The following is a 12,937-nucleotide window of genomic DNA, read 5'->3' on the forward strand; positions in this document are numbered from 1 at the left end:
CTCCTGAAGTCCCGTCGCTCACATCTCGAACGACTCGTGATGGATGCGGCGGGCGGGCACTCCCGCTCCGCGCAGTGCTTCGTACACGGTCTGCGCGAAGCCGGCCGGCCCGCACATGAACACGTCGTGCTTGTCGATGTCGGGCAGTTTCTGCTTCAGCCGCTCCGCCGAGATGTCGGGGCGCTCCCCGTCCGGGCTGTTGACCGCGTACATCAGCCGCGCCCCGCGGTCGTCCGCGATGGCCGCCAGCTCGTCCCAAAGGGCCAGGTCCTGCGTGGTGTTGGCCCGGTAGAGCAGCGTGATGTCGCCGGACGCGCCCGGCAGCGTCTCGAACAGCGCCCGCATCGGCGTGATGCCGACGCCGCCCGCGACCAGCAGCACCTTGCCGCGGCTGCGCCGCTGGGCGGTCATCGCGCCGTAGGGACCCTCGGCCCACACCCTGGTCCCGGGCGTCAGTTCGCGCAGCCGGGCGCTGTGGTCGCCGATCGCCTTCACGGTGATCCGCAGCACGTCGGGGCGGGGAGCCGCCGACAGCGAGTACGGGTGGGAGCTGAACCGCATGCCCGGCGCGAGGAACCGCCAGCGGAAGAACTGTCCCGCCTCGGCGCCCATCCGGTGCAGCTTGCGCCCGCCGATCAGCACCGACACGATGCCCGGCGTCTCCTCGATGACCGCCTCGACCCGCATGCGGTGACGCAGGTTGAGCCGGATCGGCGTGAGGATGCGGTACCAGAGCACCAGCGCGGTGACGACGCCGTAGAGGGCGTACCAGAAGGTCTTCGCCATCGGCTCGACCGCGAAGTCGTTGCCGGTGGTGATCTGGTGCCAGAACGTCAGGAACACGGCCGCGTACGTCAGCAGATGGACGTGGTACCAGGTGTCGTACGGCAGCCTGCGCCTGACCGGGGCGATCGACGTCAGCCCGATGAGCACGAACAGGCCCGCGCCGATGGCCGCCTTGCCCATGTCCGGCAGCTGATTGATGGAGTCGATCGTCTGCTGGACGATGTCGCCGAGCGACTTGCCGGCCTGCAGCGCATAGCCCCACATGGTGAGGAAGACGTGCGCGACGATCAGACTGAGCGTGTAGCGGCCGCTCATCGCGTGCCAGCGCGCCACCCGGTCGGAGCCGACGCGCCGTTCCAGCGCGGGCACGCGCGCCATCTGCAGCACCACGAGCGCCATCAGATAGCCGGCGAGCAGACCGGTGATCCGGCCCGCGTTGAGGATCTTGCCGTTGTTGTCGGCGATCGACGGCGTGTTGTGCCACCACAGCCACAGCACACCGACCGCGCCGGCTCCCACGGCCAGCAGCAGGGCGGTCGCCGGGGAGCGGCGCGGGCGGATGCGGCGCATCGTCTGGCGGCGGGCGGCGCGGCCGCCTGCGAGCGTGGTGGTCACTGTTCCTCCGGGGCGGGGGCAAGGGGGTCGACGTGGTCCCTTGGCCCTGGAATACGTGCCGGGGCGCAGGAGTGTTCAGCCGCGTGCCGAGTCCAGTGCGGACTGGAGTGACTGGCGGTAACCGTCACTTGTGTACGTGGCACCCGAGACGGTGTCGATGTCCGCGCTCTGCGCCTGGAGCGCCTCGCTGCGCAGCCGTGGCAGGGCGAAGCTGTTGATCTCCTGGTCGCGTGGGTTCTCCGTCGGGTAGACGACCGCCGTCACCTCGGTGAGTTTGCCGCTCTTGAGGGTGATACGGACCTGGACCGGGCCCCAGCGGGTCTGCACCGAGTCGCCGGTCACGGTCCTCGTACCGGTGACGGCACCCGCGCTTCCGGAAGGCGCGGGCACCGCCACGGCGGGCGCGGGCGTCGAGTGCGGCTTGAGCGACAGCAGCAGCACCATCGAGGAGACGGTGGCGGCACTCGCGAGCACGACGCGGCGCAGCGGGCGGTTCTTCTTCAACGCATGCACGGGCACTGCCTCACAACTCGAACGACTCATGGTGGATACGGCGGTCGGGGACACCGGCGGCGCACAGCGCCGCGTACAGATCGCGGGCGAAGCCGTGGGGTCCGCAGATGTAGACGTCGTGGCCCGCCAGGTCCGGGAAGTTCGCGCGCAGCGCTTGCGGCGACAGGTCCGGGCGGCTTCCGTCCGGCCCGTTGAGCGCGTAGCGCACCTGCGCGCCGCGCCAGCGTGCGATCGCCTCCAACTCCCCGCCCAGGGCGAGGTCTTCGGCCGTACGGGCCCGGTACAGGAGCGTGACCTCGCCGGGCAGGGTCTCGAACAGGGCCCGCAGCGGGGTGATGCCGACACCGGCGGCGATCAGCAGCGACTTCGGCGCGGTCCGCCGGTCCGCGGTCAGCGAGCCGTACGGGCCCTCCGCCCACACCCGCGTCCCGGGACGCAGCAGGGCGACCGCCGCGCTGTGGTCGCCGAGCGCCTTGACCGTGATCCGCATCAGGTCCCGGCGCGGCGGCGCCGACAGCGAGTACGGCGTCGACGTCCACCCCAGGCCCGCGCCGAGGAACCTCCAGCGGAAGAACTGCCCTGCCTGTGCGCCCAGTTCGTCCAGATCGCGGCCCCGCACGACGACCGAGAACACGCCCGGCGCCTCCCGGTGCACCGACTCCACCCGCAGCCGGTGCCGCAGGTTCAGCCGTACCGGCGCGAGGATCCGGAACCACAGCACCAGGGCCGCGACGCCGAGGTAGAGCGCGTACCAGGCGGCCGTGGCCAGGGAGTTGCCGCTGAGGTCGTTGCCCAGGGCCAGTTGGTGGCCGAAGGCGAGGAACACGGCGGCGTAGGTGAGGAGATGGACGTAGTACCAGAACTCGTAACCGGTGCGACGGCGCACGGCGCGCGCCGAGGTGATGCCGACGGCGAACAGGATCACGGTGCCGGCGGTGGCCTTGAGCATCTCGGGGTAGTCCAGGATCACGGTGACCGTCTCGTGCCACACCGAGGCGCTGTCCTGGGCGGCGTATCCGAGGAGGATCAGCACGATGTGCGCGACGAGCAGGCACACCGTGTACCGGCCGGCCATCGCGTGCCAGCGGGCCACCCGGTCCGAGCCCACCCGGCGCTCGAGCAGCGGCACCCGCGCCATCAGCCCGACCAGCACCGCGCAGGAGTACCCGCACAGCAGCCCGGCGATCCGCCCGGCCCCCGTCAGCACACCCGCGGTGCCGACCACCGAACCGGTGTCCACCCACCACACGGCGAGAACGGCGGCCACCCCCGCCCACAGCAGCGCCAGCACGGCGCCCGCGGGGGAGCGCGGGGCGGCCGGCGCCGCCGACACCGTCCGCCGCTCGTACACAGTGGTCATGGATGCGTCCTTTCGCCTGTTCGGGACGCAACTGTGCCGCCGCAACCTCTCAGACAGCTCTGAACGGGCGGCCTGAGAGCGCACTCAGAGGAAACTCAGAGCATCCAAGGCCGCCCGCGGACCCGGAGCGGAGAGATGCTGGTGGAGCCATGAACACCACCCGCTCCGGCCGCCCCGCACTGACCCGCCCCGACGGCACCCCGCTGCGCGTCCTCGTCGTCGACGACGACCCGGACCTCGCCGAGGTGCTGTCCGGCGCCCTGCGCTACGAGGGCTGGCGGGTCCGCTCCGCGGGCGACGGCGCCGCCGCCCTCGCCGAGGCCCGGGAGCTGATGCCCGACGCCGTCGTCCTGGACGTGATGCTCCCGGACACCGACGGCTTCGCCGTGCTGCGCTCCCTGCACACCGTGAAACCCGACGTCTGCGTGCTGTTCCTGACCGCGCGGGACGCGGTGGAGGACCGGATCGCGGGCATCACCGCGGGCGGCGACGACTACGTCACCAAGCCCTTCAGCCTGGAGGAGGTCGTCGCCCGGGTCCGTGGCCTGCTGCGCCGCGCGGGCATGGCCCGGCAGCAGGAGGAGGGACCGCGGCTGACCGTGGGCGACCTCGTCATGGACGAGGAGGCGCGTGAGGTGACCCGCGCGGGAGACCTGATCGAACTGTCCCCGACCGAGTTCGAGCTGCTCCGCTTCCTGATGCGCAACCCCCGCCGCGTCCTCAGCAAGGCGCAGATCCTCGACCGGGTGTGGTCCTACGACTTCGGCGGCCGGGCCCATGTCGTCGAGCTGTACATCTCGTATCTGCGCAAGAAGGTGGACGCGGGCCGGGAGCCGATGATCCACACGGTGCGGGGAGCCGGATACGTCCTCAAGCCGGTGTCCCCATGAGGGGCCGGTGGCGCCGTCCGCCGTGGCCGCGCACGCTCCGCGCCCGCCTCACCTTCGGTCTGGTCGTGCTCCTCGCGATCAGCTGTGCCGCGGTCGGCCTGGCCGCGGTGATCGAGCTGAACGGGTTCCTGACCAGCCGCCTCGACGAACAGCTGGCCGAAACGGGCAACCGCTTCGCCGTGAGCCTTGAACACGGCGGCAGCCTGCCGGACGACCACGACGGCGACGAGCACGGCGACGACCGCAGACAGGCCACCGGCACCTTCGGCGCCCGCCTGGTCGGCCCCACGGTCACCTCGGCGGCGGTCATCCGGCCGACCGGCATCGTCCACATCACGCCCACCGCGCACGACACGAAGGAACTCGCCGCCGTCCCGGTCGACGGACAGGGCCACACCGTCGAACTCTCCGCCCTGGACGACTACCGCGTGACGGCGACCCGGGGCCGCGACGGCGACGTCCTGCTCACCGGGCTGCCCCTGGAGCCGGTGGAGGCCACCGTTCACCGCCTCGAACTGGTCGCCGGGATCGTCTTCGGCGCCGCCCTCACCCTCACCGGCGTCGCGGGCGCGCTGTGGGTGCGCTGGTCGCTCAGGCCGCTGAGCCGGGTCGCGGCCACCGCCGCCCGGGTCAGTGAACTCCCGCTGGCCAGCGGCGAGGTGGCGCTGCCGCCGCGCGCCCCCGAGCCCGACCCGCGCAGCGAGGTGGGCCGGGTCGCCGGTGCCTTCAACCGGATGCTGGGCCATGTCGAGGACGCGCTGACCAAGCGGCACGCCAGCGAGGAGCGGCTGCGCAGCTTCGCCGCCGACGCCAGCCATGAGCTGCGTACGCCGGTCGCCTCGGTGCGCGGACACGCGGAGCTCGCCCTGCTGCACCCGGGCCCCGTGCCGCCGGAGGTCACCCGCGCCCTCGAACGCATCGCCGCCGAGTCCGGCCGTATGGGCGCGATGGTCGACGACCTGCTGCTCCTGGCCCGGCTGGACGCGGGACGTCCCCTGGAACGCCGGCCCGTCGACCTGACCCGGCTGGTCCTCGACGCCGTCACCGACGCCCGGGCCGCCGGCCCCGGCCACCGCTGGGCCCTGGAGCTGCCGACGGAGCCCGTCACGGTCACCGGCGACGAGCACCGGCTCCATCAGGTGCTGGCCAATCTGCTGGCCAACGCGCGTGTGCACACTCCGCCCGGCACCGAGGTCACGGTGTCCCTGGAGACGGAGGGCACCTCGGCCGTGCTCACCGTGCACGACGACGGCCCGGGCGTACCCGAGGACCTCCGGCCCGGCGTCTTCGAGCGTTTCACCCGGGCCGACCGCCGCCGCACCGACGCCCCCGGCGCGGGAGCGGGGCTCGGGCTGTCGATCGTCGCGGCGGTGACGGAGGCACACGGGGGCAGCGTGGGCCTGGAGAGCCGGCCGGGTTCGACCGCGTTCGTCGTGCGGCTCAGTACCGTGTGATGGCGGTGCTGCCGCTCGTCGTGCCGATCGCCATGTGCGGCGCACGCCCAGGGCGGGCCCAGGTGAGGATCCTGCGCATCGCGGCGGACGGTACGGAGACACAACCGGCCGTCGCTCCCCGGCCGTTGACGTGGAGGAAGATCCCGGCCCCGCGGCCGTGCACGCGTCGGTGGTAGTTGAAGCCGATGACGAGCGCGTACGCGTACTGCGTCGGGTACGCGACCAGGTGCTCCGACTCCGAGGCGCGGCAGTCGGCCGGGCGCGGTTCGGTCCAGCGGTTGTAGGAGCGGGAGGCGTTGTCCTCGCACCACCACGAACTCTGGTGCACACGGCGGTACTTGTAGACCGTCCCGGACGGTGCGGCCTTGATGCCGAAGGCGAAGGGGAGGTCGTACAGGCCGGTGGGCGTCGTGTTGGTGCCCTGCTTGCGGGAGGTCCCCTCCACGAGCCCCTTCGCCCCGAACCGGGCGGACGCCGAACCGGACTTCACCCAGTGCCCGCGCCGCAGGTCCCACCAGGTGACCGTGCCCGTCGTCGAGCCCCTGCCCGGCGCCACGGCGGTGATCAGCTGCGTACCGCCACCGGTGTCGGCCATACGGGCGGGCAGCGGAGCGCTCGCGGCGAAGGGCGGCGCGGAGGAGGAGGCCGACGCGGGCGGTACGGCGCCGAGCACCAGGACGGAGGCGGACACCAGGGCGCCCGCGGCGACTGCGGTTCGCATGGCTCAGACCGTAGACGGCGGCAGCGGCAACGGCAGCCCGGGTAGGCCATCCAGGCTCGTCGCGACATGCTCCTTCTTCGCGAAGTACGCGCTGAGGGAGGCGTCGTCCTCGCGCGCGAAGCGCTTGCCGTGCAGGTCGCGATCCTCGTCGTACGTCATGAAGGGCACCGCGTAACCGCAGGTGTCACGGATGAGTTCCGCGGTCACGACGACGATGGCGCGCAGTCCGTGCCCGTAGGCGTCGATGTCCGGGAAGTGGGTGAGCAGTTCGCCGAAGCGGGCGTCGTCACGGAAGACCGGCTCGCCGCGGCCGTGCACGCGCACGATGTTCGGCGGGCCCTGGAAGGCGCACCACATCAGCGTGATCCGGCCGTTCTCCCGCAGATGCGCGATCGTCTCCGCGTTGGAACCGGCGAAGTCCAGGTAGGCCACGGTGCGTTCGTCGAGCACCGCGAAGGAACCCTTGAGGCCCTTGGGGGAGAGGTTGACCGTGCCGTCGCCGGACAGGGGCGCGGTCGCGGTGAAGAAGAGGGGCTGCTCCTCGATGAAGGTCCGCAGCCTGCCGTCGATGCGCTCGTAAGTTTTTCCCACGCCTGGCGATTATCCGCGCAGGTCTTTCGTCTGTCTAATGAATTGCGGCGTCCGCTTGTCCCGTATCACCTGCCGGACTCCGGCCGTGGCCACCCCGGCCGGCGCTGAATCGGGGCGGCCACAGCGCCTGTCACGTCACTCGGTGAGCGTGCAGGCGGCCAGGGAGTCGAGGCCCGTCGGCTTCTCGGCCGTGCGTCCGATGGCGGTGGCGATGCGGTTGACGGTGGAGATCCGTTTGTCTTGGAGGGGGCCGAGGATGGCGTTCTGGACGAAGTTCGGTCCGCCTTGGCCGACGGTGGACTGCAGGCGTTTGTTCGCTTCGTCGATCTGGGTGTCGAGCAGCGCCAGATTGCGGTCGACCTCGGCCTTGGCGGAGGCCGGGACCTCCGGGAGCTGTGACGCGACGTCCGGGCAGGTGATGGTGCCGACTCCGGTGTTCCCGCTCTCGCCCGTGGCGTCGTCCGCGCCGTCCGAGGCCGAGGCCGTCGCGCTGGGCGTGGCGGTGGACTGGTCGCCGGTGCCCGCAGCGTCCCCCGCCCCCGACTCGGCGCCGGCACCGCTCGCCGCACCGTCCGCGTCGAGCGTGCACGGCGCAAGCGCGTCCAGACCTGTCGGCTTCTCGGCCGTGCGTCCGATGGCGGTGGCGATGCGGTTGACGGTGGAGATTCGTTTGTCTTCGAGGGGGCCGAGGATGGCGTTCTGGACGAAGTTCGGTCCGCCTTGGCCGACGGTGGACTGCAGGCGTTTGTTGGCCTCGTCGATCTGGGTGTCGAGGAGCGCGAGGTTGCGGTCGACCTCGGCCTTGGCGGAGGCCGGGATCTCCGGGAGCTGGGAGGCGACGTCCGGGCAGGTGATCGTGCCGGGTAATGCGGCCAGCGTCCGGGCGTCGTCGTTGCTCGTAGACGGTGTTCCGGCGAGAGCGGTGCCGGCGATCACCGCGCCGGACAGCGCCACCGCGGCGGCGCCGCCGATGAGTGCGACGCGACGCTTGTTGTACTTAGGAAGAGCCCTGGACATGCGAATGCCTCACTCGGGTCTGGAGTGACGGATGTGTCACTGCTGTGTGGCCGGTGTGCACAAACGCGGCGCCTGCGTTCACCGGGAAAGTACGAGAAAGCGGTTGCGGACGTTCAAGCGCCCCTCGGATTGACGATTCATGCAGAGCACTGCATACTCATGCATGCGGCAGCGGGGTCCGCGGGCATAGCCTGACGCCGACCGGATCCGACCCGACCTCGCCCGGCCCGGTCCCTCCGGTCCGACACCGACCAACCCTCCCTAGGAGCAGCGCAAGTGAGCAGCAACAGCGGTGACGTTCGGCTCTGGGGCGGCCGTTTCGCCGACGGCCCCGCCGAGGCCCTGGCCAAGCTGTCCGCGTCCGTCCACTTCGACTGGCGGCTCGCGCCGTACGACATCGCCGGTTCCCGTGCGCACGCGCGCGTGCTGCACAAGGCGGGGCTGCTCACCGAGGACGAGCTGACCCGGATGCTCGCCGGGCTCGACCGGCTGGAGGCGGACGTGGCGTCCGGTGACTTCGTCGGCACGATCGCCGACGAGGACGTCCACACCGCCCTGGAACGCGGTCTGCTCGAACGCCTGGGCCCCGAGCTCGGCGGCAAGCTGCGCGCGGGCCGCTCCCGCAACGACCAGGTGGCCACCCTCTTCCGGATGTACCTCCGCGACCACGCCCGCATCATCGGCGGCCTGATCGCCGACCTCCAGGACGCCCTGATCGGCCTCGCCGAGGCCCACCCGGACACGGCGATGCCCGGCCGCACCCACCTCCAGCACGCCCAGCCGGTGCTGTTCGCCCACCATGTCCTCGCCCACGTCCAGTCGCTGTCCCGGGACACCGAGCGGCTGCGCCAGTGGGACGAGCGCACGGCCGTGTCGCCGTACGGCTCGGGCGCGCTCGCGGGCTCCTCCCTCGGCCTGGACCCGGAGGCGGTCGCCCGGGACCTCGGCTTCGAGCACGGCAGCGCCGCGAACTCCATCGACGGCACCGCCTCCCGCGACTTCGTCGCAGAGTTCGCCTTCATCACGGCGATGATCGGGGTGAACCTCTCCCGGATCGCGGAGGAGGTCATCATCTGGAACACGAAGGAGTTCTCCTTCGTGACCCTGCACGACGCCTTCTCCACCGGCTCGTCGATCATGCCGCAGAAGAAGAACCCGGACATCGCCGAGCTGGCGCGGGGCAAGTCGGGCCGCCTCATCGGCAACCTGACCGGCCTGCTGGCCACGCTCAAGGCCCTCCCGCTCGCGTACAACCGCGACCTGCAGGAGGACAAGGAGCCGGTCTTCGACTCCTGCGACCAACTGGAGGTCCTGCTCCCGGCCTTCACCGGGATGATGGCCACCCTCACCGTCAACCGCGAGCGCATGGAGGAACTGGCCCCGGCCGGCTTCTCGCTCGCCACCGACATCGCCGAGTGGCTGGTCAGGCAGGGCGTGCCCTTCCGGGTCGCCCACGAGGTGGCCGGCGAGTGCGTCAAGGCCGCCGAGGCCGAGGGCAAGGAGCTGGCGGACCTGACGGACGACCAGTTCGCCAAGATCTCCGCCCACCTCACCCCCGAGGTCCGCACCGTCCTCGACGTCCCCGGCGCCCTGGCCTCCCGCAACGGCCGCGGCGGCACGGCCCCGAGTGCGGTCGCGGTCCAGCTGGCGGAGGTGAAGGCCGACGTGGCGGCGCAGCACGCCTGGGCGACGGCCAAGAAGGCCTGAGTACCGCGTCCTCAAGGACGGTTCTCGAAGGTCATCGCGGGTACGTTGGGTCGCAAGCCGTACCGGAGCCGACCGAACGGAGCCCGCGATGCCCTTCGCCCGACTGGCAACAGCGACCACCCCCACCTGCCACATCGGCCTCGGACTCGCCGCGATCGGCCGCCCCGGCTACATCAACCTCGGCCGCGACGAGGACCTCGGAGAGGACCGCAGCGTCGAGACGCTGCGCGCCCGCACCCATGAACTCCTCGACGCCGCCTACGCCCAGGGCGTGCGCTACTTCGACGCGGCCCGCTCCTACGGCCGTTCGGAGGAGTTCCTCGCCGACTGGCTGCGGGCCCGCCCGGACGTCGACGACATCGTCGTGGGCAGCAAGTGGGGCTACACCTACACCGCGGACTGGACGACGGACGCGGAGCAGCACGAGGTCAAGGACCACACCCTTGCGACGTACGAGCGTCAGCGCGCCGAGAGTGCCGCACTGCTCGGCGACCGCCTGGACCTCTACCAGATCCACTCGGTGACCCCGGACAGCCCCGCCCTCACCGACAAGGAACTGCACGCCAAGCTCGCGGAAGCGGCCGCCCAGGGCACGACCATCGGCTTCTCCACCAGCGGCCCGGCCCAGGCGGACGCCATCCGGGCCGCCCTCGCCGTGACGGTCGACGGTGAGCCCCTCTTCCGTACCGTCCAGTCGACGTACAACATCCTGGAGACCTCGGCCGCCCCCGCCCTCGCCGAGGCGCACGACGCCGGACTCACCGTGATCGTCAAGGAGGGCATGGCCAACGGCCGCCTCGCGGCACCGCACGCCCCCGACGCGCTCCGGGCCGTGGCCGTGGAAACATCGCTGGGCTGCGACGCGGTGGCCCTCGCCGTGATCCTGCGCGAGCCCTGGGCCGGGGTCGTGCTCTCCGGCGCGGCGACGGTCAACCAGCTCGCCTCCAATCTGCATGCGGCGGTCGTGGACCTGGACGAGGACCAGCTCGCCCGGCTCACCGCCCTGGCCGAGGAGCCCCAGGCGTACTGGTCCAGGCGCAGCAGCCTTCCCTGGCACTGACGGCAGCGTCCCGACTCACCGCCCTTGAGTCGCGCATGCCGCTGGTGAGACAAAAATGTCTCACCTGGGTTACCCTTGCCTCATGCCCGTCGACCGTGACCACGTCCTGCGCTCCGCCGCCGCCCTGCTGACCCGCAAGTCCACCGCGACGATGGACGAGGTCGCCAAGGCGGCCGGGATCAGCCGCGCCACCCTGCACCGCCACTTCGCCGGCCGCGACGCGCTCGTACGGGCGCTGGAGTCGCTCGGCATCGCCGAGTGCGAGGCCGCGCTGGACGCGGCCCGCCCGGACGAGGGCCCGGCGGCCGACGCCGTACGGCGGCTCATCTCGGCGGTGGAGCCCTCGGCCGCCCTGCTCGCCTTCCTCTACACCGAGAACCAGCTGTTCGAGGGCGAGCAGCAGCACGCGGGCTGGACCCGCATCGACGACCGCATCGCGGCCCTGTTCCGGCGCGGCCAGGCGTCCGGCGAGTTCCGTATCGACCTCACGCCGGCCTGGCTCACCGAGGCGCTCTACGGGCTGCTGGCCTCCGGCGCCTGGGCCGTGCTGGAGGGCCGCGTGGCACCCAAGGACTTCACCTTCATGATCACCGAGCTGCTGCTCGGTGGCGCACTGCGCCGAACGAATCAGTGAGAGAGGAATCATGACCAGCACCCTGCAGCCGGCGACCACGACCGAGGCGGTGAAGCGCCCGGGCCGCTGGCTCGCGCTGTCCGTCCTCGTGCTCGCCGTGCTGCTGGTGGCCGTCGACGCGACCGTCCTCGGTCTCGCGACCCCCTTCATCAGTGAGGACCTGAAGCCTTCGGGCACCCAGCTGCTCTGGATCGGCGACGTCTACTCGTTCGTCATCGCCGGACTGCTCGTCTCCATGGGCAGCCTCGGCGACCGCATCGGCCGCAAGCGGATCCTGCTCGGCGGCGCCACGGCCTTCGGCGCGCTGTCCGTCCTCAACGCCTATGCGACGACACCCGAGTTGCTGATCCTGGCCCGCGCCCTGCTCGGCGTCGCGGGCGCCACCCTGATGCCGGCGACGCTCGCCCTGATCCGCAACCTCTTCCACGACCCGCACGAGCGCAGCCTCGCGGTGGGCATCTGGGGCGCAACGGCCTCCGCGGGCACGGCCGTCGGGCCGATCGCCGGCGGCTTCCTGCTGGAGCACTTCTGGTGGGGCTCGGTCTTCCTGATCAACCTGCCGGTGATGGCGGTCCTGGTCCTGGTCGGCATCAAGCTGCTGCCGGAGTCGAAGAACCCGGACCCCGGCCCCTGGGATCTGATCAGCGTCGTGCTGTCGCTGGTCGGCATGATCGCCGTCGTCTACGCGGTCAAGGAGGCGGCCACGCACGGCATCTCGTGGCAGGCGCCGGGCGCGGGCCTGCTGGGCGCGGCGGCCCTGTACTGGTTCGTGCGCCGCCAACTGACGCTCCCCACACCGCTGCTGGACATGCGGCTGTTCCGCAACCGCGGCTTCAGCGGCGCCGTCCTGGCCGACCTGCTGACCATCCTCGGCCTGTCGGGCCTGGTCTTCTTCCTCTCGCAGTATCTGCAACTCGTCCAGGGCCGGCACCCGTTCGAGGCGGGTCTGGCCGAACTGCCCGCCGCGGTGGGCGCGGTGGCGGCGGGTCTGGTCGCGGGCCGGGCGGCCCGGCGCTTCTCGGTCCGCGCGGTGGTGTCGGGCGGCCTGGCCGCGGTGGGCCTGGCGCTCGCCTCCCTCACCCTGATCGACGCGTCGACGGGCTACCCCCTGCTGGGCACCGCCCTGCTGGTCGTGGGAGTGGGCGCCGGCTTCTCCTTCACGGTGACGGCCGACGTCATCCTCTCCTCCGTACCGAAGGAACAGGCGGGCGCGGCCTCCGCCGTCTCGGAGACGGCGTACGAACTCGGCGCCGCCCTCGGCATCGCGCTCCTCGGCACGATCGTCACGGGCGTCTACCGAGGCTTCCCGGCCCCGGCGGGCACCCCTGCGGGAGCACACGAGTCCCTGGGCGCCGCGACGGAGGCAGCAACCGGAATGCCGGCCGACACCGCCCACACCATGCTGGCCTCGGCCCGAGAGGCATTCGTCGACGGCCTGAGCATGGCGTCAGGGGTCGGTGCAGCAGTCCTGCTCACAACGGCGGCGGCAGCGTGGGTACTGCTGCGAGGGCAACGCCTCTAGGTCTTTTGCTTTTAGGGGCGCGGGGAACTGCGCGAGCAACCACGGAAAACCCGCACCCGACGACGAA

The 12,937-nt window shown here is 71.6% G+C and carries 12 protein-coding genes; 6 read left to right on the top strand and 6 right to left on the bottom strand.

Annotated features, from left to right (window positions below):
* Positions 1-18: 18 nt before the first annotated feature.
* The 3 genes from MQN93_RS31790 to MQN93_RS31800 all read right to left on the bottom strand — a co-directional run bounded on the left by MQN93_RS31790 (position 19) and on the right by MQN93_RS31800 (position 3,274).
* The gene (locus tag MQN93_RS31790) at positions 19-1,401 is read right to left on the bottom strand and encodes a ferredoxin reductase family protein (protein ID WP_242712292.1); all 1,383 of its coding nucleotides are present in this window, start codon (positions 1,399-1,401) and stop codon (positions 19-21) included.
* A 75-nt stretch (positions 1,402-1,476) separates the two neighbouring features.
* Complete coding sequence (locus MQN93_RS31795; RefSeq protein ID WP_242712293.1) at positions 1,477-1,914, bottom strand: FMN-binding protein; 438 nt, start codon at positions 1,912-1,914, stop codon at positions 1,477-1,479.
* A 10-nt stretch (positions 1,915-1,924) separates the two neighbouring features.
* Positions 1,925-3,274 carry a ferredoxin reductase family protein gene (locus MQN93_RS31800; RefSeq protein ID WP_242712294.1) on the bottom strand — a complete coding sequence of 450 codons (1,350 nt, stop codon included), beginning with the start codon at positions 3,272-3,274 and terminating at the stop codon, positions 1,925-1,927.
* Between the two features lie 149 nt (positions 3,275-3,423).
* Between MQN93_RS31800 and MQN93_RS31805 the strand changes: the two genes are divergently transcribed.
* Both MQN93_RS31805 and MQN93_RS31810 read left to right on the top strand, forming a co-directional pair.
* Positions 3,424-4,164, top strand: a complete 741-nt coding sequence (locus MQN93_RS31805) for a response regulator transcription factor (protein ID WP_278191401.1) — start codon at positions 3,424-3,426, stop codon at positions 4,162-4,164.
* Complete coding sequence (locus MQN93_RS31810) at positions 4,161-5,618, top strand: sensor histidine kinase (RefSeq protein WP_242712295.1); 1,458 nt, start codon at positions 4,161-4,163, stop codon at positions 5,616-5,618. The genes MQN93_RS31805 and MQN93_RS31810 overlap by 4 nt, the downstream gene beginning before the upstream one ends.
* Here MQN93_RS31810 and MQN93_RS31815 read toward each other — a convergent pair.
* The 3 genes from MQN93_RS31815 to MQN93_RS31825 all read right to left on the bottom strand — a co-directional run bounded on the left by MQN93_RS31815 (position 5,605) and on the right by MQN93_RS31825 (position 7,947).
* Positions 5,605-6,339, bottom strand: a complete 735-nt coding sequence (locus MQN93_RS31815) for a L,D-transpeptidase family protein (protein ID WP_242712296.1) — start codon at positions 6,337-6,339, stop codon at positions 5,605-5,607. The genes MQN93_RS31810 and MQN93_RS31815 overlap by 14 nt on opposite strands.
* A 3-nt stretch (positions 6,340-6,342) precedes the next feature.
* Positions 6,343-6,930 carry a pyridoxamine 5'-phosphate oxidase family protein gene (locus MQN93_RS31820; protein WP_242712297.1) on the bottom strand — a complete coding sequence of 196 codons (588 nt, stop codon included), beginning with the start codon at positions 6,928-6,930 and terminating at the stop codon, positions 6,343-6,345.
* Positions 6,931-7,065: 135 nt separating this feature from the next.
* The gene (locus MQN93_RS31825) at positions 7,066-7,947 is read right to left on the bottom strand and encodes a hypothetical protein (protein ID WP_242712298.1); all 882 of its coding nucleotides are present in this window, start codon (positions 7,945-7,947) and stop codon (positions 7,066-7,068) included.
* Positions 7,948-8,223: 276 nt separating this feature from the next.
* On the opposite strand from MQN93_RS31825, the gene argH reads away from it, so the two are divergent.
* From argH to MQN93_RS31845, 4 genes are all read left to right on the top strand, one after another.
* A complete protein-coding gene (gene argH / locus MQN93_RS31830; protein ID WP_242712299.1) occupies positions 8,224-9,654 on the top strand; it encodes an argininosuccinate lyase in 1,431 nt (476 codons plus the stop codon).
* Positions 9,655-9,742: 88 nt separating this feature from the next.
* A complete protein-coding gene (locus tag MQN93_RS31835) occupies positions 9,743-10,714 on the top strand; it encodes an aldo/keto reductase (protein ID WP_242712300.1) in 972 nt (323 codons plus the stop codon).
* Between the two features lie 82 nt (positions 10,715-10,796).
* Positions 10,797-11,348 carry a TetR/AcrR family transcriptional regulator gene (locus tag MQN93_RS31840; protein WP_037781638.1) on the top strand — a complete coding sequence of 184 codons (552 nt, stop codon included), beginning with the start codon at positions 10,797-10,799 and terminating at the stop codon, positions 11,346-11,348.
* Positions 11,349-11,358: 10 nt separating this feature from the next.
* A complete protein-coding gene (locus MQN93_RS31845; RefSeq protein WP_242712301.1) occupies positions 11,359-12,870 on the top strand; it encodes an MFS transporter in 1,512 nt (503 codons plus the stop codon).
* The last annotated feature ends 67 nt before the right edge of the window (positions 12,871-12,937 follow it).

It is taken from the genome of Streptomyces spinosisporus, from assembly GCF_022698145.1.
GTDB lineage: Bacteria > Actinomycetota > Actinomycetes > Streptomycetales > Streptomycetaceae > Streptomyces > Streptomyces spinosisporus.